Genomic DNA, 20888 nt, shown 5'->3' on the forward strand with positions numbered 1-20888 from the left:
CGCCGACCGCGAGGCCGACTACCTGCGCTTCCTGAACAACCTGGCCATCCCACCAGACAACAACGGGCCGGAGCGCGACATCAGAATGGTCAAGCTGAGACAGAAGGTCTCCGGCTGCCTGCGCTCCCTCACCGGCGCCCGCCAGTTCTGCGCACTGCGCAGCTACCTCTCGACCACCGCCAAACACGGCCTCGCCATGCTCGACGCCCTCGTCCAACTCGCCGAGGGCCGCCCCTGGCTGCCCACCAACACCCAAGCCCCCACCGCCACCGCGTGACAACCAGTAACCGTCAGCCAAGAAACACCTGACTAGTTACCGAACGTTTTAGTGCCACTAACATCCTCCGTTTTTGCACGGTGCAGCAACCCTGCGCGGATACGGCAGGCTCTTTGTGAAAACGGGCGGCAGGTTGCCCGGGGAGAAGGCGCGAAACATCGACCGCACGACTTCTGGGCGGTTGCGTGATCATCTTCTGCTTGCTGCACGATTTCCAAACGGATAGCGGTTCGCTGATCGGTTCCGCCGGGGCGTCCTGTGAATTGACACAGCGACTGAGCGCACTCACGGAGCGCTGGTGGTGTTACTTCGAAGAATACTTTAGATCGACTAGTGGCCCTGGCGCGGCAGGGCGCGCCACCATCGGGCCGGCAATGCTGGCGGCAACGGGCGTCAGGAGTTAAGTCGAGTCATTGGCCGCTACTGATTGGAGCGGCACCCGAAAGTCGAATCATCGTACGCCGAAGATGGCCGTGGCACATCGCCGTGCACAGCCGGACACCTGGCGTCATCCAAAAGCCTTGGTGCGATTGACATGTTGTCGAGCGGGAGCGGCTGAACGGTGTCGCGGGCAAATCGTGGCACGATTCGGTCCTTATCGCAATGAATTACTCTGCGTGCGCCTTTTCTGCAGATCCCGAGCGTCTACGTGATCTGACTTCGTATCGGCTGAGCAGGAACGATCGGCCTTCTTGGCTGGACGGTCGTGTCCTTGCAACTTGCACGGAGCGTGACAGCCAATTGCCTAGACTCTTGCCAGGGCCGCCAGGAGCGGTGTCCTCGCCAAGTCACCGATCAGCTACGATTGGTAACGATCTCTCTGTGGGGATGGACGTCTGGCGGCAGGGCAATCCCAACGACGCCGGGATCGGGCAATCCCAACGACGCCAGGATCGGGCGTCGACGGGAGGATGCCGTGGCGCGCGTGCGCCGGGACCTGCGGACTGGTCCCGCAGCGTACATCTCGGATGACACGGCGGGGCTGCGGGCGCCTGCGGCGACCTCGGTTGGCCCCGCTCCAGCACCCGGCCGCGGGTTCACTCAGTGATCGCTTGGTTTCTCGACGCGGCCCGGTTGACTCACAGACCCTCACCTACGGATACCAACGAAGAGCCGACGCCTCGGCGAGGGCAAGCACACGTCGCCGGACGCCGGAAGGTATGAGCGGGCAACCACTGGCTCGTCCAGTTCAGCACGGCGGCGCGAGCTCCTTGATCGCCTTGACCGAAGACGGTCCGCGACGTCGACAACGTCCGCGACAACGCTGCGGCCGAGAGCACAAACGACCTCTACACAACGAGATGCACAGACCCGCCGTCTGGAAGACGCCTCGCCAGGTCAAGGTCGCGACACTACCAGTCGACTGACCGGTGCGGTCACCGCAGCCCGCGCCAAGCGTGTGCCACCCGCCGAGGGCGAATCGGCCAACCACAGACGAAGCGCGTCGCCGTCGGCGACCGTGCTCTCAGCGGAACAGGTAGAGCGTCGGGACATCTTCTGGCAGAGCAAGCCGAGCGGACGGGACGACGATGCCCCGAGCCTCCGCAGCGTGGCATGCATCGACACGAAAGGGACCAGCGCGTTCGAACCTCGCCGTGTCCTCGCGCCGCCTGCCAGCGGTTCGTCGAGAGAAGTCCTTGTCGATATCAAGCCGACTCAAGACCGCGGCCGGATCGATGCGAGTCCGCCCCTGGGCGCTGCGTGTTCAGGTGCCTTGGTGTGGTCGCGCCGCCAGCGTGACCTGGCCAAACCGGAGTGAACGGCCCGTCGCTGCTTGAGGCCGCTCGGCGGTCGCAGATCCCTGGCGCACCGTACAGCACGGTGCCCACCGCCGGGAGAGGTAGACTCGCGGGTTCACGTCGTCCGTGGTGTCGCAGCACGACGCCGCTCGACTTGATCCGACACGGCCTGTCGCCGCGCTTGGTCGGGCACGGCCCGCACCGGAGGGATGTTTGACAGGCGCCTCGTGGGTTCGCATTGGGGATGCTGGCGGCGTTGGACAGCCCTAGGCGGCGGTGCGAGACTAAGGGGATGAGCATCGGTGTTCAGGCCATCCTGCCTACGGCGCGACGGCGAGGCATGCAAATAGCGCTAATTGCGTTCTCCATTGGCATGGTCACGGCGACGTTGAGCGGCTGTGGCGCCCGCAGCATCGCGGAGCGAACATATTATGGGCCGCCGGCGGGGGCCAAGGAGCCGACCGGTGGTTGGGTAGTCGGGGATGTCGGCGCGGCCGTGGCCGTGATTGAGGCGCCTGACCAACTCCACGTGGCGATCTGGGAGAATCCGATGTGCCACGGGATTCCCGAATCCCTGAAGGTCATCGATCCGCATACGGTCCAAATTATTTTCCACAAAGACGGCGTCAAAGGCTGCCGGAAGGACCCAAATTACCCGAATGGCACCGGCCCGCTCACCAGCGTATTGCGGCTCGACCCTCAGAAAGTCGACAGCGCGAAGGACGTGCGTGTCCTAGTCAGCTTCGCTGGCGGCGGTTCCGGAGAGCCCCTCGACGACGGAGGCGGCATCATCGCACATCCGATTGCAGCCAGCCGGTAGTGAATCGTCCCCGGTTGTACGGAGACTCTGACACGCCGCTAGGAAGCTTGGTGCGAGGATTAGGAGTCCGGCCGATGTCGATGCCGCGGGCGTGGGATTTCCTCCTACAGGGCCGCGGACCGGCAGTGGGCCGAGTGTGTGGGTAGTGGAATCCACGGACGTGGTGTACGGGTTGTGATCGAACAGTGACCTTCTGGAGTGGCGGTCCGGGAAGTGGGACGGCCACCGCGTGATCCTCTTCGAGAACCGTTCAAAGATCTCGAAGATGGAGGAACACTGCGATGGCCGTGCGACCGACTGTGCCTGATGCGGAACTGGTCGGCAAGGAACTGATGATGGCGAGTCCGGATCTGTTGGGCGCGTTGGTGAAAAGGTTCGCGGATTCCCTGATGTCCGCGGGGGCGGACGCGCTGTGCGGCGCGGAATACGGGGAGATCTCGGCTGATCGGGTGAATCGTCGGAATGGTTACCGGAACCGGGAGTGGGATACCCGGGCGGGCACCGTCGAGTTGCGGGTCCCGAAGCTGCGCGAGGGCACCTATTTCCCGGACTGGCTGCTGACCCGGCGCCGGCGGGCCGAGCAGGCGCTGATCTCGGTCGTCGCTACCTCCTATCTGCTGGGCGTCTCAACGCGCAGGGTCGACAAGCTCGTCGAGCAACTCGGCGTTTCGGGCATTTCGAAGTCGCAGGTGTCCGAGCTCGCGACGCATCTCGGCCTCGATCGTTCACGGGGTTGGCGGGGCTTCGCTGGGTGAGCGGCGACCAGGGTTTGTGATCTTGGTTTCCTGTCTGTGGGCGGGGTGGGATGACGGCGGTCGCGTCGTGGCGCCGGGTCCACGGCCCGGAGGGGGTCCTTCCACTGCTCGTCGGGGCGGGGGGTGGGTGGTCAAGGTCGGGGTGGGCAGGGCCCTGACCCGGTTCCAGGCGCCGAGGGCGGTGTCGAGCCAGGGCCAGTCGGCGCGTAGGTGCAGCCGGCGTTTCCGCTGGCCGTGGGTGAGCCGGGCGGGCAGGTCGAACAGGCGGAAACGCAGGAGCTTGATGGAGGCGTCGCGCAGGTGTCCGGGTTCCAGGGCGAGCCAGCGGTAGGCCGCGAGCAGGTTGCCGGCGAGTAGGACGATCTGGGGCCAGGCCTTGTTGATTCTCCAGTGGCGCGACGGCCAGCGGTTCAGGCCGATCGCCTTGCCCTGTTTGACGTCGTTCTCGACGTGGACGTGGGAGCGGTGGCGGGCATCGAGCCAGGCGAGCTGGCCGGCGTTCGCGTTGAGGGCGATCAGCTGGTAACGCCGGCCCTGCTGTTTCTCCTGGTCGGTGGCGCGGGCCAGGTACTTCGGGTGCAGCGGCTCGTCACGGACCAGGATCCGCAGGCCGGGGATCTTCTCGGTCCAGGCGGACAGGTCGAGCAGGCCGGTCAGCTCGGCGACGTAGGCGTTCTCGACGACGTCACCGGCCTGGTCGATCGCCGGGGTCCACGCCGCCGCGGGGAGTTTCGCGATCGCGGCCAGCTCCCGGTCGGTGCGGGGCCAGCCGACGGAGAACTCCCAGCGCCGGCCGCGCCTCCCGCCGCCGGACGCTATGTGTCCGAGTAGTTCGTGGGAGAAGCCCGCGCCGTCGAGGCGGATCAGCAGCCGGTGGCGGTAGGCGCCCGGGATCCGCTCGACCGCCCGGGTCAGAGTGGCGATGTCGTCGGCGGCGTCGTTGGACGTGGCGTTGCCCGGCCGCGGGTCGACGACGAGCAGGTCGTCGGTGTTGTCGCAGGTAGCCAGGTTCGGGGAGAACCCGACCCCGCCCTTGTAGGTCGCGGTTTCGCCTGCTCCTTGTCCTGCGACCGGGACAACACCAGCGAGGCGTCCAGGTCGACCACCGTGATCCCGGTCAGTTCCTTCCCGGCGACCGTCAGCCACGGGAAACCCTCGGGCCGGGCGGCCAGCAGCCCCCACCAGCGGCGGCGGAACGCGGACACGGCTCGCACCAGCCGCCCGAGTGTCTCCTCGTCGGCCTCGTTCAGGAACCGCCACACCGTCGGCGTTCGAGGCCACCGGCCCGGTTACCGGGGCGAGGTGGCGCAGCCCCTGGAAGTCACTGATCGCCTCCCCGCCGAGCAGCGACGGAGGCGACCAGCCGGTCATCGTCCCCGACGAACTCCAGCCGGTCAGCCCACCCGGCACCTGGCGTAGCCTGCACGGAAGAGGTGCACCTACCTCACACGGACGCGGTCCTAGACAAATCGCATCCTTACTGGTCAGGTGCACCTCGATCACGTTCCGGCAAGGTCAGCCCGGCATATCACCTGCCCCGGTGAAAGACGGAGGCTGGCAGGACTTGACGGAGAAGGAGAGAACTGTGCCGCTGTTGCATGTCCTCGACCTGAGCGGCACGGCGTGACGCCGCAGGGTGCTGTCACGCCCACCGACGAGATGTTCGACGTGATCGTCATCGGGGCCGGTCCGGCCGGCGAGGTGGTGGCCGGGAGGATGGCCGACGCCGGGCTTTCGGTGGCCGTGGTCGAGCGCGAGCGGGTAGGCGGCGAGTGCTCGTACTGGGGGTGCATCCCGAGCAAGACGCTGCTGCGGCCAGGGGACGTGATCGCGGCGGCCCGCCGGGTGCCCGGGGCGGCGAGCGCGGTCACCGGCGAGATCGACACCCCGGCCGCGTTCGACCGCCGGGACGAGATGGTAGGCGGCTACTCGGACGAGGGCGCGGTGCCGTGGCTGGTGGACCGCGGGGTCACGCTGGTGCGCGGCCGCGGCCGGCTGGCCGGCCCGCTGCGGGTGGACGTCGACACCGCCGACGCGATCATCCAGCCGGACGAGGACGCGCCGACCGGGACGATCCGGCGGCTGGCGGCCCGCAAGGCCATCGTGCTCGCGACCGGGACGAAGGCCTTCATGCCGCCGATTCCCGGCCTCGCCGACGTCCAGCCGTGGGACAACCGAAGCGCCACCGGGGCCACCGCGGTTCCGCGCCGTCTGGTGGTGCTGGGCGGCGGGGCGGTCGGAACCGAGCTCGCCCAGGGGTTCCGCAGGCTCGGCACGGCCGAGGTCACCATCATTGAGGGACAGCCCCGGCTGCTCGCGCGTGAGGAGCCGTTCGCCGGCGACGAGGTCGGCGCCGCGTTCGAGGCCGAGGGCATTACTGTGCGCACCGGCTGCCGTGTGACCGCCGTCCGGCGGGCCGGGGACGTCGCCGCGGCGGGGCCGGCGTCGTCCAGCGAGCGACGGCGACCGCCCGTCGTGGTGACCCTGGACAGCGGCGACGAGCTGGAGGCCGACGAGATCCTGGTCGCGGTCGGACGCCGGCCCGCGACCGAGGACCTTGGCCTGGAGACCGTCGGCCTGGCCCCCGGCCGGCCGGTCACCGTCGACAGCAGCCTGCGCGCCCTCGGCGTGACACCGCCCCCCGGCTCCGAAGGCGACGGCTGGCTGTACGCGATCGGCGACGTGAACGGGCGGGCGCTGCTGACCCACATGGGCAAGTACCAGGGCCGGCTGGTCGCCGACCTCGTCGCCGGCCGCCGGGACGCGGCGGGGACGGTGCCCGTCGAGGTCGCGGGCGAGCGCCTCATCCCCCGCGTCACGTTCACCGACCCGCAGGTCGCGGCCGTCGGGCTGACCGAGCAGGCCGCCCGGGAGGCCGGCCTGCCGATCCGGGCGGTCTCGGTACCCACCAGTTCGGTCGCCGGTTCCTCGGTCCGGGGCGTGAACCTGGTCGGCACCTCCCAGCTGGTCGTCGACGAGGAACGCCGCGTGCTCGTCGGCGCCACCTTCACCGGCCAGGACGTCCAGGAGCTCCTGCACTCGGCGACGGTGGCGATCGTGGGTGAGGTGCCACTGGAGCGGCTCTGGCACGCCGTCCCGTCGTTCCCCACCGTCAGCGAGGTCTGGCTCCGACTGCTGGAGAACTACGGCCTGTAGGCCCGGTCGGGCCATCCCGGGACGGCCGGGCACTTGTCGGCCCCGGACGTGGTGGCCTCGCGGCATACGCTCGGAAGTCGAGTCGCCGAACCCGGCCCACACCCGTTGGAGCCGGCGCCGGCGGTGGGACGGACCGGCGCTGGGCCGCGCTCGACGAGAGGTGGTGCCGCATGCCGTCGCACCCGGCGAGAAGTGCCGGCCTGCTGCTCTTCCGGACCGTCGACGGCGTGACCGAGGTGCTGATCGGGCATCTGGGCGGCCCGTTCTGGGCGCGCCGGGACGCCGGCGCCTGGTCGATCCCGAAGGGCCTGACCGAGCCGGGCGAGGACCTGCGCGCCGCCGCCGCACGGGAGTTCACCGAGGAGATCGGCGCGCCGCCGCCGGCCGGTGCCTGGCTGGACCTCGGCGACGCCCGCCAGTCCACCGGAAAGATCGTGACGGCGTACGCGCTGCGCGGCGAGTTCGACCCCGCGACGGCGGTCAGCAACACCTTCGAGATGGAGTGGCCGCGCGGCTCCGGCCAGGTCCAGTCCTTCCCCGAGATCGACCGGGTCGCCTGGTTCGACGTGGCGACCGCCCGGACCAGGCTCCACCCCGGCCAGGTGACGTTCCTCGACCGCCTGCTCGAGCTGCTGAACCCGCCCGGCGAGGCTCAGCAGGCCTGACCGGGCCCGGCTGCCAGACCCGACGGCGCCGTCGGCTACCCGGCCGCCGCGATCTTGATGCCGCAGCCGGGCTCGGCCAGGTAGACCTCGGTCGGCGCGCCGGGGTTCAGGGTGACCGGGCCGGCGCCCTTGTGGGCCGTGGTGAAGTCGAGCGTCCGGCCGTCGACCGCGCGCAACATCAGATCGCAGGTGTCGGCGTCGCCGAAGTCGATCGGATCGACCGAGATCGGGCCCGGGGCCTGGAAGGACTGTGTGTCGCCCGAATAGGCCTGCTGCGCGAAGGGCAGCGGGACGTCGCCCGAGCCCTGCTCGGGGGTCACGGCGCACTCGTCGTTGTTGACGGTCCAGTGGAACACACCGGTCACGGAGACCTGGTAGGTCTTGCGGCCGTAGATCCCGTCGACCTTCCCGCGCTCGACGCCCCCGCCGTCCAGGACGGTCACCGTGCAGCCCTGGTCGTCGTTGCCGGTGATCTGGTCGTCGATCGTGATCCGCCACGGCGCGTCGGCCGTGAACTCGCTCGAGCTGCCCGCGCTCGCCGGCGTCTGCCCGCTGTCGCGGGTCGCCAGGAGGCCGACGAGCGTGCCCGCCGCCGCGAGCAGGAGCACGCCGCCGACAACGAACGTCGCGATCAGCCTGCGCGACCGGCGCGGCCTGGCCGCCGACGGCGGCGCAGCCTGGCCCGCCGCGACCGTCGCCGACCACGGGGGTGTCGGCGCCATGGCCACGGGGGTGGCGGGTGGAGTGTCCCCCGGCTTGGTCTGCAGAACCCGCGTCACTGGGAGACTGACATCGCTCGGCACCGGGCCGACCAGGGTGGCGTAAAGGTCCGCGGCGGTCGGCCGGGCGGCTGGGTCGCGGGCCATCGCGCTCGCGACCACGTCGCGCAGCGCCGGCGCGATCAGCTCACGGTCGACGGCGGGCTCGGCCGCCGCGACCCGGTGCAGCACCAGCTCCGGGGTGCCCGTGCCGAACGGCGCCTTCCCGGTCGCCGCGTAGCAGAGCAGCCCGCCCCAGGCGAAGACGTCCGCCGCGCCGGTGACCTCCAGGCCGGATACCTGCTCGGGCGAGTGCCAGCCTGGCGTGCCGACGAAATGCCCGGTCGAGGTCAGTCCGGCCGCGTCAGCGGCCGCCGCGATACCGAAATCAATGACCTTTGGACCCTGCGCCGTCCACAACACGTTCGACGGTTTGAAGTCACGGTGGATCAGGCCGGTCGCATGAATCGAGAGCAATGCCTCCGCGAGCCCGGCGCCCAGCAGAAGCTGCTCGTCGGCGTTCAGCGGGCCATGCTCGCGCACGTGCTCGGCGAGGTTGAGCGCGTCGACGAACTCCGTCGCGAGCCAGGGCCGAACCGCGGCCAGCTCGAAGTCGACGAGGCGGGCCGTCCGGGTGCCCCCCACCCGGAAACAGGCCTGTACCTCACGCTGGAACCGGCGCCGGAAATCCGGGTCGTCGGCGAGGTCCTCCCGGATGAGCTTCACCGCCACCCGCCCGAAGGGGCCTTCGGCGAGATAGACGACGCCCATGCCACCAGCGCCGAGCCGGCCCAGGACCCGGTGGCGGCCCAGCATCTCCGGGTCGCCCGGGCGCCTCTCCTGCAGGGGAACACCGGTCTCGGTCATCGTCGGCGGTGCCCCCCAGCAGTGCGGACTCACAAGGTCAGGCGGCGCGAAGCGACCGCGCACGGCTGAATATGCCACGCGCCGCGTGAGGCGGGACGACCGGTCGCAAAGCCGACCTCCGTCCTCCGACAGCCGCCCGGCTCGGCATTTCGCCGCAGCCCCGGGAAAGCGCTAGCCGCGGCCGGAGTCGAAGAACAGCGCCACGGTGAGGGCGCCCGGGTCAAGGACACCGCGGGCGACGTCACCGACATAGGAGGCCCGGCCACGGCGGGCGCGCAGCGGCTCGGTGGCCAGGGCGCCGTCCCGGGCGGCCTCGGCGGCGAGCGCGATGCCGGCCGGTAGGTCCAGCCCGTCCGCGACGGCGGCCGCGAGCGCGGCCGCGGCGGGCACCATCGCGTCGACCATCGTCTTGTCGCCCGGACGCGCCTTGCCGAGCCGCTGGACCGTCGCGGTGCCGGCCTCGACCCCGGCCGCGAGCTCGGCGAGCGTGAGAACCGAGCCCTCCGCGGCCCGGCCGATGCCCCGAAACCACAGCCCGAAAAGCGGGCCAGACGTGCCGCCGGTGTTCAGGAACCCGTGCGACACGCCGAGGAAGACCGCGCCGGGCGTCGTCGGCCGCGCCTGTTCCAGCCGGGCCCGGACCCGCCGCAACGCGGCCAGGATGTTGGTCCCGAAGTCCCCGTCGCCGGCACGCCGGTCCAGCTCGCCCAGCTCGGCCGCGTCGTCGGAGAACCGCCGGTGGAACGCCTCCACCCAGGCCCACGCGCCCGCCACGTCCAGGCCGCCGCCCAGCCTGCCTGGACCGCCCGGCCCGCCCGGCCCGGCATCCGGCCCGGCATCCGGCCGTGCCGCTCCGGCGTGGGCGGGCTGCCCACCGGCTGCCGCGCCCGGGCCAGCCTCGCTCGTCACGCCCTGGTCCCGGCCTTCGTTGGTGTCCACCGCTGTTCCGTCCACTTCGCCCCCTCCGGCACGCCGCCCCACCTGTCACCCACGGCCCCCCCGCCCGCACCGCGCCACTCCCCTGGTCAGGCGCCCGGCCGGCCTGGTCACCAGCTCAGCGCGATCGTGCGGACCGGGGCGTCCCACAGTGAGACCAGCTCGTCGTCGGCCCTGGTCAACGTCACCGAGGCGCCGGCCATGTCCAGTGACGTGACGTACGGGCCGACGAGCGCCCGTTCGATCGTGATGCCGGCCGCCGCGAGGATCTTCGCGACCCGCCGATGGATGACCGCGAGCTCCAGGCTCGTCGTCGCCCCCAGGCCGTTGGTGATCGCGATGACCCGGTCGCCGCGGCCGATAGCGAGATCGGCGACCAGCGGCCGGACGAGCAGGTCGGCCAGTTCGTCGGCCGAGGCGAACGCCCGCCGGCCGACCCCGCGCTCCCCGTGGATCCCGACGCCGAACTCGACCTCGTCGCGCGGCAGCTCGAACGACGGCCGCGGGTCACCCGGATGGGCGCCGGCCGCGAGCGCGACGGCCATCGACCGCGACGTCGCCGCGACGCGCTGCCCGAGCGCGGCGACCCGGGCCAGATCGGCACCGGCCGCGGCGGCGGCACCGACGATCTTCTCGACGACGACCGTCGCCGCGGTTCCGCGCCGGCCCGGCCCGTCGCCGGTGGCGGACGCCGTCGCCAGGTCGTCGTCGACCAGCACCTGGCGCACCTCGATCCCGTCATCGGAGGCGACCTCGGCGGCGATCTCGAAGTTCAGCACGTCGCCGGTGTAGTTCTTCACCACGTGCACCACCCCGGCCCCCTCCGACACGGCCTGGGTGGCGGCCAGGATCTGCCCGGCGGTGGGGCTCGCGAACACCGCGCCCGGGACCGCGGCGTCGAGCATCCCGGCGCCGACCATCCCGACGTGCAGCGGCTCGTGCCCGGACCCGCCGCCGGAGAGGACGGCCACCCGCCCCGCGGGCGGGGGCTCGGCCCTGACGACGAAGCTGGGATCCCGATTCCACCGGATCAGGCGTGGATAGGCGGCTTCCAGACCTTCCAGCGCCTCCTCGACGATGGCGTCGGGATCGTTGACGAACTGCCGCCGTGGCGCCTCGACGCCTGGCTGGGCGGGGATCGAGTCCTGCGCGGTCATCGTCGGCCACACTCCGGCGCTCTCATAGCCCGGGGTCTACACCCGCTCAGCCCACCGGATCAAGAACCGAACGCCTCCGGCGGGGCCGGTTGGCGGGGCCTGCGGGCCGAGGGGCACAGTGGTGCGGGACGTGCCGAGGCCGGCACGGTTTGTGGCAAGCACGACGGCAGCACCGGCTTGGAGCCGGTCGTCGGTGGTGGTAGGTCCGTAGGCGGCGGACTCGGGTGGGTACACGCGCGACGAGCGGAGAGACCAAGATGCAGCTGGGGATGATCGGCCTGGGCCGGATGGGCGCCAACCTGGTGCGCCGGCTGCAACGGGCCGGGCACGAGTGCGTCGTCTACGACGTCAACAAGGACGCCGTCGCCGCGCTCGCGGCCGAGGGCGCCACCGGCACGACCACGCTGGAGGAGTTCGCCGCGGCGCTGACCACCCCGCGGGCGGCCTGGGTGATGGTCCCGGCCGGGCTGACCGGCGACACCGTCCTCAGGCTCGCGGGCCTGCTCGAGCCGGGCGACATCATCATCGACGGCGGCAACTCCTACTACCGCGACGACGTCGACCGGGCCAAGGCGCTCGGGCCCAAGGGCATCCACTACGTCGACGTCGGCACGTCCGGCGGCGTCTTCGGCCTGGAACGCGGCTTCTGCCTGATGATCGGCGGCGAGCCGGAGGTCGTGGCGCACCTGGAGCCGCTGTTCGCGACCATCGCCCCAGGCGTCGGCACCGCCGAGCGCACTCCCGGCCGCTCCGGCGACCCGGTCCCGGCCGAGCAGGGCTACCTGCACTGCGGCCCGGCCGGCGCCGGCCACTTCGTGAAGATGGTCCACAACGGCATCGAGTACGGCATGATGGCTGCCTTCGCCGAGGGCCTGGGCGTGCTGAACAAGGCGAACATCGGCAAGGCCCTGGCCGGCGAGCACGACGCCGAGACCAGCCCGCTCACCCACCCCGAGTACTACCAGTACGACCTCGACGTGCCGGCGATCACCGAGGTGTGGCGGCGCGGCAGCGTCGTCGCGTCCTGGCTGCTCGACCTGACCGCCGCGGCGCTGGTCGAGGACCCGGAGCTGGCCCAGTTCGGCGGCCGGGTCTCCGACTCCGGCGAGGGCCGCTGGACGGTGCTCGCCGCCGTCGAGGAAGGCGTACCCGCGCACGTGCTGACGGCTTCCCTCTACGAGCGCTTCAGCTCCCGCGGCGAGTCGCTCTACTCCGACAAGATCCTCTCGGCCATGCGCAAGCAGTTCGGCGGCCACAGCGAGAAGCCGGCCAGCTGAGCCCGATCCCCCTGGGCGCAGGCGGCCATCCCCGTCAGAGCCCGGCGGCACCTGCCAGGTACGCACTGGCAGGTGCCGCCGTCGCGCCACGGCGATCTCCCTGACGCTGTGCCGCGACGTGCCGCGCTGCCGCGGTGCGCTGCGCCGAGGCGTGCCGTCGCGGGATGCTTCGTCGAACTGAAGGGCTGGGAGGTCACCGAGTCACGGCCGACCACGCGCCGCACCGGTCGCCGTTCGGACCGCATCGGCCGCCCGTCTGCTCGTCGGCCGGCACCCGCCCGGAGCGCCGCCCGCGGGGACCGAGGGACTACGTCGACCGTGACCTCCGCGCCTCACTCCCGCGCACGTGGAACGGTCGTAGGCGCACCGAAGGCGACCGACACCTCACGGTCGCCCAGCACACGGTCTCCGCGTTCCGCTGAACGAGCTCGGCAGCTCCCGTGCTGCCCGCGGCGACCTGCACCGCCTCCCCCGACAACCCGCTGGTGACCGCGCCGCGGTACGCGAAGATCACCCACCGGACGGCCACCGCGACCGGCCCGCCAGATCCGGCAGCCCACTGCCCACTGCCGACTGCCCACTGCGAAAATCACTCCCTCGAAGGCTGTCGCGCCCAGAACGACGAGCGCGCCGCATCGCGGAACGCGTAGATCATCTCTGCGACGTCATCCGCCGAGTGCGGGGGAACACGATCGGCAGCCGGCACGCGAGGCGTTCCTGGATCCCCGCGATGGGCTGCGGGCGGACACGATCCGGCGTCAGGTCGGTCGGCAGACATGGGTTCAGAGCTCCCGAGTCAGGACGCAGGGGTCGTACACGAAGGGCCGGGTGGAGGTAAGCGGCCAAAACCCGTGCTTGACAAGAATGGGCTCGGAGCTGGGTAGCGCGTCAGTGAACACCAGCTTGCGGCCCCGCGTGTGGGCCTCCTGCAACCTGGCCCCGACTATCGCCTTGAACAGGCCCCGCCGTCGGTACGCGGTCTTGGTCCGACCGCCGGCCAGCTCGGCAGAGCCGCTGCCGGCCTGGTAGTGGATGCGCCCACCCGCGACGGGCTCCCCGCCGACGTATGCCACATAGACGCTCATCGTTTCTGGGGCCTCGCGCAGGATGTACGCCAGCCGCTCTCGCTCCTGCTCCGGGTTCTTACGGCCGATCTCCCGGGCGATCTCGGCGTAGTCGGCGAGTCCCGCCTCATCCGGCACCCGGTACAGCTCGCGGTCCGCCGGAGTGCTGAACGCCGCAAGGTTGGCGTCAGTCAGCGCCATCACGAGAACCTGCTCGGGGTCGTCGGGCTCGAACCCGGCGGCGACCAGCCGCTGCGGGAGGTCCACTGGACGGTCGTGCCCGTAGACCTTCCATTCCAGGGTGTACGCGCGCTCCTCTGCCAAGGACATTTCCTCACGGATGACGTCGTCGGCCAGGTCCGGGGAGAGGTGCGAGTAGACGATCCGGCATTCCGTAGCACGGTCGTCGTACTCGCGGACCACGCCGCCGCGTCCGGCGGCCACGCCGGAGGCCCGACGCTCCGCGTCCAATTCGGCGAGCGTATCCATGATCCCGAGCCTCTCGAGGGTCTCGGCGTAAGGGCCGGGGTGACGGCGACGACCCCATTACACCAGGCACGAGCGACGCAGGCTCGGCCGATCCGGTAGGCCCTGCCGCCCAGCGTGCGAACGCTCACGGCGGGACGGACCCCGCCACGCGGCTCGCCCAGAGGCTGTTGCGCTGCGACAGCGGGCCTGGGGTCGGCCTACCTCTCGCGGCGCTGTCCCGGCTGGGCTGCGACGCGCTGGTTCGGGCCCTGGTCCGGGACGAGGGTGGGAGCCCGCTGGCCCTGGGCCGCCGGCGCCGGATGCCGACGCGACGGCTGCGGGACGCCGTCCACGCCCGCGACCAGGGGACCTGCCAATACCCGGGCTGCGCCCACACCCGCTGGCTGCAGATCCACCATCTGCGGGAGTGGCTGGCCGACGAGGGCATGACGGATCTGGAAAACCTGACCCTGCTGTGCAGCCGCCATCACTCGCTGATCCACGACGAGAAGATTCGGCTGCGCCGCCGGGTCAACGGAATGATCGAGGCGGTGATGCCCGACGGATTCGTCCTGATCCGGGCGCCGCGCCTCGGCCCGGAGACCGGCCTCGCCCCAGGGCCAGGCGCAGTCCCGGGGGCTGGCCTCGCCGAACAGCTCGCCGACGCTACCGGGCACGTCGCGGCCGACGCCATCCGCACCCGAGACGGCGGGCGCCTCAGCTGGGACGACTCGCTCTACGTCCTCATGCGCCATCGGCGTCCACCCGACGGGGCGCCCACCGGAGACCGAGCCGCCTGATGTGACGTGACTCGGGCCCCGAAAGGCCCACGTCCGGCATGACCCGCGCCGCGGCGCGTGCCTGGTGGTCGCGATCTCGCGCTGGTACCGCGACCACCAGGCTTCGATCGCTACCCGGGGCTCAGTCGACGTCCAGGTCGATCTCGTGGTCCGTCGCCCGGTGAGGTGGGCACTGATCGGGCAGCCCACTCGCGACCGCACCCCCAGCGACGTTGGGACCGCCGAACAGGCCGGGACCACCGCCGAACGCGGGTCCGCCCAGTGCCAGGCCTACAGCGGGGCCGAAGGCCTGGTCGAGCGCCGGGCCGAAGGCTTGGCCGAACGGCAAGGCGCCTGGGCCGCGGGCGGCACGAGGGACACCGGGCCAGCCTCGTTGGCGCAGGGTGGTCGCGATGGCGGTGCCGACCCGGTCCGGTTCCTCCATGAGCAGATGCCGGGGCACCCGCAGGACGAGCCGGTTGCGCCGGTCGAAGCCCCGGGAGTCGGCTGCCAGAGACCACGGGCCGGCCGCTGGGGCTAGCCCGCCGGGGCCGCGAGCGCTGACAGGCCCGGCCGCGGGGGCCGGGGCTTCGGTGGCGGTGCGGATGCCGGGAGCCGACACGGCGCCGATCTCGACCCGGACCTGCCAGGCCTCGTAGAGCAGGTCGAGGCGCCCGGGAAGGCGGGAGTCGGGCCGGCCGCGCAAGGCGGGCGGCAGGCCGTGGCGCGCCTCCAGTCGGCGGTACAGCAGGTCGGGGACCCACGGGGCGCCGGCGTCGAGGTCGTCGAGAACGTCGCCGATGATCTGGCGGCGCGCGATCGGGCCACGCCGGGCCAGCGCCGCCCGGATCTCGTCGGACTCGACGATCCCGCTGGCCACTGCGAGGGCGAGCAGGGTCCGGGCGTCGTCGTGGCTGGGCGCCCACTCGGCCATGTCCACCAGTGACCGCGGCAGCGTGGTGCGCGGTGGCCAGCCGTCCCGGTGCAGGTCCTCCTCGCCGAGCCGGGCGGTGGCGCGCAGCTTCACCCCGGGACGAGGCGTGACCCGGCGGCCAGAGGCGAGGATGACCGTAAGCCAGGGCTCCCCGCAGCCGCGCAGACCGCCGAGCGCCGCCGCCGAGGCACCGCCGAGCAGCGCGTCCGGACCGATCGACACCAGGGCGCACCACAGGCGCTGGATCAGCGTCAGCGGGCCGGCCTGGGTGACCAGGACGTCGCCGGAGTAGAGCTGCCACAGGCCGGCGTCGACCCGTCGGCGGATCTCGGTCCGGGAGAAGCCTGCGGCGACGGCCTCTTTCATGGTCAGGACGCCGTCGCGCTGGGGGGCGAGCCACGCGGGCTGCTGGGCGCCGGCGGCCGCGGCCCGCTGGCCGTCGCGCGCGGCAGGCACCGGCGGACCTGCCGGCGGCACCACCGCCAGGCCGCCGAGGCTGGACAGGCCAGCGCCCCCGCCGCCGAGCAGGCCAGCATCCCGAGGCGAGCCAGTACCGCCGGACAAGTCAGTACCAGCGGGCAGGGCAGTACCGCCGGGCAGGGCCGTACCGCCGGGCAGAGCCGTACCGCCGGGCAGAGCCGTACCGCCGGGCGAGCCAGCGCTCCCGGCGAAGCCAGTACCGCCGGGCAGGGCAGCACTGCCGGCGAAGCCGGGGCGGTTGGAAGAGCCGGTACTGCTGGACGAGCCGGCGTCGAGGGGTCTGAGCCCGTCGGGCCCGGGCCGGCCGGACGAGCTAAGGTCGGCGACGAGGGTCGCGCCGGACCGGGACACGGAACCATGTGGGGCGCGCTGCGATCTCATGGGAATCACAATGAACGCGGCAGATCAGACATTCAATGCACAACCACACCACTGTGGATGAGTTCGGGACAAACTACGCATACTCTACCAAATCACTGGCACCATCGGTGGCAGCGTCGGACGTCAGCCTTCCATCCGTGCCACCACACGATAGGTGTTGGAGCGGTCTCCTTGGCGCATATACGAAGTCAGTGCGGCACCGACGGTTCCGGCGAGCACCGCCGGGACGATCGACGCGGTCAGCACCGTCCCACGGGCTAGCCAACGGATCGGGGACGACGGCGAGCCGGGCAGCCACGGCAGCGTCGGGCTCGGCGCCACCGCCTGGGTCATCAGGCCCACCGCGGCGAGCAGGTCGCCGGGCTGGTGCGCCGCACCGAACTGGACCAGGACGGTCCGCATCCCCCGGTCCTCGAGGGCCGCGACCAGGTTGTCGACCGGGATCAGCTGACGCACCCCAGGGACCCCCCAGCCCGGCCAGTACCGGCCCAGCCGCCGGGCGCCGAGACCGGCCGGGTTCGGCAGCTCGGCGACCAGGAGCCCGCCCGGGCCGAGCGCCTTGGCGGCCGCGTCGAGATCCTCGGACGGGTCGCGGCTGCGTTCCAGGTAGCCGAACATGCTGATCACGTCGTAATGGCCGGTCACCGCCTCGGCGATGTCAGCGAAGCTCGCCGGGTAGGCCCGGTCGACCCAGCCGCGCCGCCGCGCCTCGCCGATGGACTCCGCCGGCCCGACCCCGTCGAACACTGCCCGCGGCCAGACCGTACGGGCCGCGTTGCAGAACGAGCCGACCCCGGCGCCGACGTCCAGCCAGGCCCGCGGCCGCAGAAACGGCCGCACCAGCTCGGCCCGGGCCCGCAGCCGGGCGGCCTTGGCGGCGACGGCGACCTCGGTCTTCGCCGCGTTCATGCCGTCCTGGCGGTCTCGTTCATAAAGCACCCGGCCGGCCGGGGTCAGCCGCGGGTTCTGGAACAGATGGCCGCAGACGAGGCACTCGTCGAGCTGGAAGCGTCCCGGCTTGCGTAGCTCCAGATCGGGCGAGACGAGCCGGACCCGGAGCTCGGGCGACCCGCACCAGGGGCAGTCCGGCCACGGGCGGGCGAGGAACATCTCCGGGCCGTCGGCGAAGGCCCGCTGGTAGCGGGCGCGGCGGGCCGCCGACTCGGCCTTGGTCTTCGCCTTGACCGGGTCGGCCGGCAGGCCGGCGGCCTTGGCCTCGGAGGCGGCGCGCTGCTGGCGCCGCCAGGCCCGGACCGTGCTGATCGAGTACTCCACCCCGGCCGTGATCCGCACGATCGGGCTGCGGATCAGGTCGCGGGGGGCGACGGGAACCCGCCCCGCACAGACGAAGAAGGGCTGGCACCAGAACAGCGCGGTCGCGGCGAGGCCCCACGGCCGGTTCAGGTGCACCCCGACGATCGTCGCGATGTCCCGCAGCGTCGGGTAGATGTTGTTCATCGGCCGGACGGCCGACCAGCACCGCCGCTGAACCCGCACCCGGGTCGCGCCGTCGTCGCGGGCGGCCCGCAGCCCGGGCAGCACCGCGAGGTCGGTGCTCGCGGGCGCGTGGCGCTTCAGCTTCTCGGTGACCTCGACGAGCTCGACCGGGGTGTAGTCGTCGCGCACCTCGACGCCGGCCCGATCCGCGGCCTCGGCCCGAACCAGCAGCGCCTGGAACGCGCCTCGGCCCGGGGCGAGCCGGTTGGCGCGGTAGGTGCGGGTGTCGACCATGCGGGCGACGTCCAGCGCACGCTCGATCGTGAGGTCGGCCGGGATCAGGTCGAGGACGTCGAGCCGCTCCCGGCTGGCGTGGTAGCTGGCGGACCGCTTCGCGGCCTCGGTCAGCTGGACGCCGGCGGCGCAGATGAACAGGTGGTCCGGGTCGGTCGGCCGGCCCGACGCCGGCAGCGTGTCCAGCCGGCGCAGCCGGCCGCGCAGCCGTATCCCGTTGACCATCAGCCCCAGCACGACAAAGATCGGCGCCCAGGAAAGTACGGTCACCACGGCAACGAGCTCAGCCCAACAGCTTCTCGATGTGCGCCGCGGCCGCGGTCACCCCGCCGGCGGCGGCGAACTCGGCGCGAAGCCGGTCGGCGGACGCCCGGATCTCCGGGTCGTCGAGGACCGCCCCGACGGCCGCGGCGACCCCGGCCGCGTTGACCCGGCCGAACCGGACCCGCACGCCGGCGCCGGCCCGGGTGACCTGCTCGGAGATCACCGGCTGGTCGTCGCGCACCGGGGCGACCACCAGCGGTACCCCCATCGACAACGCCTCGCAGACGGTGTTGTTGCCGCCATGGCAGACGACAGCCGAGAGCCGGCCCATCAGTTCCAGCTGCGGCACGGCGGGACGCACGAGCACGTCGGCCGGCGCGGCGGCGGCCAGGTCATCGACGATGCCGGGCGGCGCGACGACGATCGTCTGCGCCCGGTCTGCCATCCCGGCGAGTGCCTCGGTCGCGACGCGCAGGAACCGGCCGCCGGCCTCCCGGGTGACGGTGCCGAGCGAGACGAGTACCTGGGCGCGCGCCGGGTCCAGCCAGTCCCACGGGAAGTCGTCCGACGGCTGGCGCAGCCCGGCGGCCGAGCCGATGAACTCCGTCCGCGGCGGCAGCGCCGCGACCGCGTCCGGAGTGCGCAGCAGCCCGGTGACCGAGCAGACCAGGGTCAGCTGGTCGGAGAACCGGAGGTCGCCGCGGGCGGCCTCGGGCGCCGGGACGCCGGCGGCCACCTGGAACTCACGCAGCTGGTCGACGACCCACTGGCCGACCGCGGCGATCACCCCGTACGGGTTGTCGAACTCGGCCGAGGTGGTCGCGAGCGTCACCCAGCGCAGGCCCTGGCGCCGCGCGAGCAGGGCACCACCGACCGCCTGCTGGTCCACTACGACGACGTCGGGATGCCACTTCTCGACGATCGGCTCCAGATCCCGGGCCATCGCCGCCCCCAGCGGGAGCAGGAAGTCCTCCCACAGGAACTTGAACGAGCCCGTGCCACGCTGGCGGCGCGACTTCTCCTCGACCTCGGCCCGCGCCTCGGCGGTGAGGTCCTCGGGCAGCTCGACCAGCCGCAGCGGCCCGGGCACCAGGGACCGCACGACGCTCGCGTGACCGGCGACCGCGACGTCGTGGCCACGTTCCGCGAGCTCGCCGGCGACTCCAATGGCCGGGTAGACGTGCCCGGCCAATGGCGGGACGACGAACAGGATGCGAGCCACTCCTGATCACTCCCCGATGGTTCGGTCTTTGCCTGACGCCGAGACTTACTGTTCGCGCTGCGCCGCCCCGGCTGAGGCCCGGGGCTCCTTTCGTGACGCGCCGACCGCTGCCGAAGTTGCGCTGGCGCCAGCCGGGACATGCTGCGGGACGGCCGCGGCCCGCTCCGCGCTCTCCCCGGCCTCGGCGCGCGCCGCCCGGCGCTCGGCGTTGAGGTCCGCCGGGATGGTCCGCGAGAGCACCCAGTCGGCCAGCTCGAACTTCTTGCCCTCGTGCAGCTGGTAGGCCGGCATCTGCTCGTCGCGGTGCAGCACCCACCAGCGCAGCAGCTCGCGCAGGTAGTCGGCGGCCTCGCGCAGCACCATGTGGGTGTGGTGTTCGAGCACCACCAAGGTGCAGTCTGGCACCAGCCGGGCCAGGCCGTCACCCTGCTCGATGATCTCGGAGTTGCCGCCGTAGATGGCGAGCACCGGCGCCGGGAGGGCGCTGAGGCGCTCCGGCGAGAACGGCTTCGTCGCCAGCATGTCCTCGGCGACCGTGGTCTCGCGCAACAGCGCCTGCGCCGAGCGCATGATGCGCCCGACCGCGCGTCCCGCGCTGAACTGCAGCCACTCCTCGACCTCGTCGTCGGAGATGGCGGCCAGTACCTGGGTGAGCGAGCGAGCCATCTCCTCGCCGAGGCCCTCGATCCGGAACGGCGGCTCGATCAGCGTGAGGCTCGCGACCCGGTCGGGGTACTCGACGCCGTAGGTCAGCGCGAGCGTGGCGCCATAGCTGTTGCCGACCAGGTGTACCGGCCGATCGATGCCGAGCTCGCCGAGCACCGCCGTGAGGTCGGCCATCGCAGTGGCGATGCCGTAGCCGCTTGGAGTGCGCTCGCTCTTGCCGTGCCCGCGCAGGTCGTAACAGACGACCTCACAGCCGGCGTCGGCCATCGCATTGCCCAGCGAGAAATAGAAGCTCGCCAGGTTGTCGATCACCATGCCATGCAGCATGACGACGACAGGTGCATCGGGACGCGCGCCACCGCTCGGCGCGAGCCGCTGGACATGCAGCCGCACGCCGTTCGCGACGATCTCAGCCACGGTTGGACTCCTTTCTCGACATGCCATCCCGGCACGTCGACGTCGCCAGCCCCACCAGCCCTACTGGTACTACCA

Annotated in this window: 15 protein-coding genes and 1 pseudogene; 7 read left to right on the top strand and 9 right to left on the bottom strand. The window is 71.8% G+C overall.

The features are described from left to right. The 3 genes and pseudogenes from FRADC12_RS32050 to FRADC12_RS06660 all read left to right on the top strand — a co-directional run. A partial coding sequence (locus FRADC12_RS32050) for an IS66 family transposase (protein WP_198152807.1) occupies window positions 1–277 on the top strand: 277 nt, incomplete at its 5' end. Window positions 278–2308: 2031 nt separating this feature from the next. Beyond that, window positions 2309–2836: a hypothetical protein gene (locus tag FRADC12_RS06655; protein WP_157488732.1), complete on the top strand. Its 528-nt coding sequence runs from the start codon at window positions 2309–2311 to the stop codon at window positions 2834–2836. Between the two features lie 281 nt (window positions 2837–3117). Continuing rightward, window positions 3118–3549, top strand: a pseudogene (locus FRADC12_RS06660) (IS256 family transposase); the annotation flags it as partial. Window positions 3550–3561: 12 nt separating this feature from the next. On the opposite strand, the gene FRADC12_RS06665 reads toward FRADC12_RS06660, so the two are convergent. After that, complete coding sequence (locus FRADC12_RS06665; protein ID WP_052710735.1) at window positions 3562–4737, bottom strand: transposase; 1176 nt, start codon at window positions 4735–4737, stop codon at window positions 3562–3564. A 513-nt stretch (window positions 4738–5250) separates the two neighbouring features. On the opposite strand from FRADC12_RS06665, the gene FRADC12_RS06670 reads away from it, so the two are divergent. Together FRADC12_RS06670 and FRADC12_RS06675 are read left to right on the top strand one after the other, a co-directional pair. Continuing rightward, on the top strand, window positions 5251–6747 hold the full coding sequence (locus tag FRADC12_RS06670; RefSeq protein ID WP_045879181.1) for a dihydrolipoyl dehydrogenase family protein: 1497 nt from the start codon (window positions 5251–5253) through the stop codon (window positions 6745–6747). A gap of 170 nt (window positions 6748–6917) precedes the next feature. Further along, on the top strand, window positions 6918–7412 hold the full coding sequence (locus FRADC12_RS06675; protein ID WP_045875988.1) for an NUDIX hydrolase: 495 nt from the start codon (window positions 6918–6920) through the stop codon (window positions 7410–7412). A 35-nt stretch (window positions 7413–7447) separates the two neighbouring features. Here FRADC12_RS06675 and FRADC12_RS06680 read toward each other — a convergent pair whose 3' ends face one another. The 3 genes from FRADC12_RS06680 to FRADC12_RS06690 form a co-directional block, all read right to left on the bottom strand. Next, on the bottom strand, window positions 7448–9037 hold the full coding sequence (locus FRADC12_RS06680) for a serine/threonine-protein kinase (protein WP_045875989.1): 1590 nt from the start codon (window positions 9035–9037) through the stop codon (window positions 7448–7450). Between the two features lie 171 nt (window positions 9038–9208). Beyond that, entirely contained in the window at window positions 9209–9976 is a 768-nt protein-coding gene (dhaL, locus tag FRADC12_RS06685; RefSeq protein WP_232303652.1) for a dihydroxyacetone kinase subunit DhaL, read from the bottom strand. Window positions 9977–10083: 107 nt separating this feature from the next. After that, a complete protein-coding gene (locus FRADC12_RS06690; RefSeq protein WP_045875990.1) occupies window positions 10084–11130 on the bottom strand; it encodes a dihydroxyacetone kinase subunit DhaK in 1047 nt (348 codons plus the stop codon). Between the two features lie 257 nt (window positions 11131–11387). Here FRADC12_RS06690 and gnd point away from each other — a divergent pair, with 257 nt between their 5' ends. Further along, entirely contained in the window at window positions 11388–12407 is a 1020-nt protein-coding gene (gene gnd / locus FRADC12_RS06695; RefSeq protein WP_045875991.1) for a phosphogluconate dehydrogenase (NAD(+)-dependent, decarboxylating), read from the top strand. Window positions 12408–13189: 782 nt separating this feature from the next. Here gnd and FRADC12_RS06705 read toward each other — a convergent pair. Beyond that, window positions 13190–13960, bottom strand: a complete 771-nt coding sequence (locus FRADC12_RS06705; RefSeq protein WP_198152809.1) for a GNAT family N-acetyltransferase — start codon at window positions 13958–13960, stop codon at window positions 13190–13192. A 167-nt stretch (window positions 13961–14127) separates the two neighbouring features. On the opposite strand from FRADC12_RS06705, the gene FRADC12_RS06710 reads away from it, so the two are divergent. Continuing rightward, window positions 14128–14739, top strand: a complete 612-nt coding sequence (locus FRADC12_RS06710; protein ID WP_052710736.1) for an HNH endonuclease — start codon at window positions 14128–14130, stop codon at window positions 14737–14739. Between the two features lie 121 nt (window positions 14740–14860). On the opposite strand, the gene FRADC12_RS06715 is transcribed toward FRADC12_RS06710, so the two are convergent. The 4 genes from FRADC12_RS06715 to FRADC12_RS06730 all read right to left on the bottom strand — a co-directional run bounded on the left by FRADC12_RS06715 (window position 14861) and on the right by FRADC12_RS06730 (window position 20813). Next, complete coding sequence (locus FRADC12_RS06715; RefSeq protein ID WP_198152810.1) at window positions 14861–16216, bottom strand: type IV toxin-antitoxin system AbiEi family antitoxin domain-containing protein; 1356 nt, start codon at window positions 16214–16216, stop codon at window positions 14861–14863. 420 nt (window positions 16217–16636) lie between these two features. Beyond that, a complete protein-coding gene (locus FRADC12_RS06720) occupies window positions 16637–18517 on the bottom strand; it encodes a class I SAM-dependent methyltransferase (protein WP_198152811.1) in 1881 nt (626 codons plus the stop codon). 10 nt (window positions 18518–18527) lie between these two features. After that, a complete protein-coding gene (locus tag FRADC12_RS06725) occupies window positions 18528–19730 on the bottom strand; it encodes a glycosyltransferase (RefSeq protein WP_045875993.1) in 1203 nt (400 codons plus the stop codon). Window positions 19731–19775: 45 nt separating this feature from the next. After that, window positions 19776–20813, bottom strand: a complete 1038-nt coding sequence (locus FRADC12_RS06730) for an alpha/beta fold hydrolase (RefSeq protein ID WP_045875994.1) — start codon at window positions 20811–20813, stop codon at window positions 19776–19778. Window positions 20814–20888 lie beyond the last annotated feature (75 nt).

It is taken from the genome of Pseudofrankia sp. DC12 (assembly GCF_000966285.1).
Classification (GTDB): domain Bacteria; phylum Actinomycetota; class Actinomycetes; order Frankiales; family Frankiaceae; genus Pseudofrankia.

Bases quoted from the DNA above. Each gene is read 5' to 3' on its own strand.
- FRADC12_RS06655 (WP_157488732.1), top strand. From the start codon at position 2,309: ATGAGCATCGGTGTTCAGGCCATCCTGCCTACGGCGCGACGGCGAGGC.
- FRADC12_RS06690 (WP_045875990.1), bottom strand. From the start codon at position 11,130: ATGACCGCGCAGGACTCGATCCCCGCCCAGCCAGGCGTCGAGGCGCCA.
- FRADC12_RS06680 (WP_045875989.1), bottom strand. From the start codon at position 9,037: ATGACCGAGACCGGTGTTCCCCTGCAGGAGAGGCGCCCGGGCGACCCG.
- gnd (WP_045875991.1), top strand. From the start codon at position 11,388: ATGCAGCTGGGGATGATCGGCCTGGGCCGGATGGGCGCCAACCTGGTG.
- FRADC12_RS06670 (WP_045879181.1), top strand. From the start codon at position 5,251: ATGTTCGACGTGATCGTCATCGGGGCCGGTCCGGCCGGCGAGGTGGTG.
- FRADC12_RS06675 (WP_045875988.1), top strand. From the start codon at position 6,918: ATGCCGTCGCACCCGGCGAGAAGTGCCGGCCTGCTGCTCTTCCGGACC.
- FRADC12_RS06705 (WP_198152809.1), bottom strand. From the start codon at position 13,960: ATGGATACGCTCGCCGAATTGGACGCGGAGCGTCGGGCCTCCGGCGTG.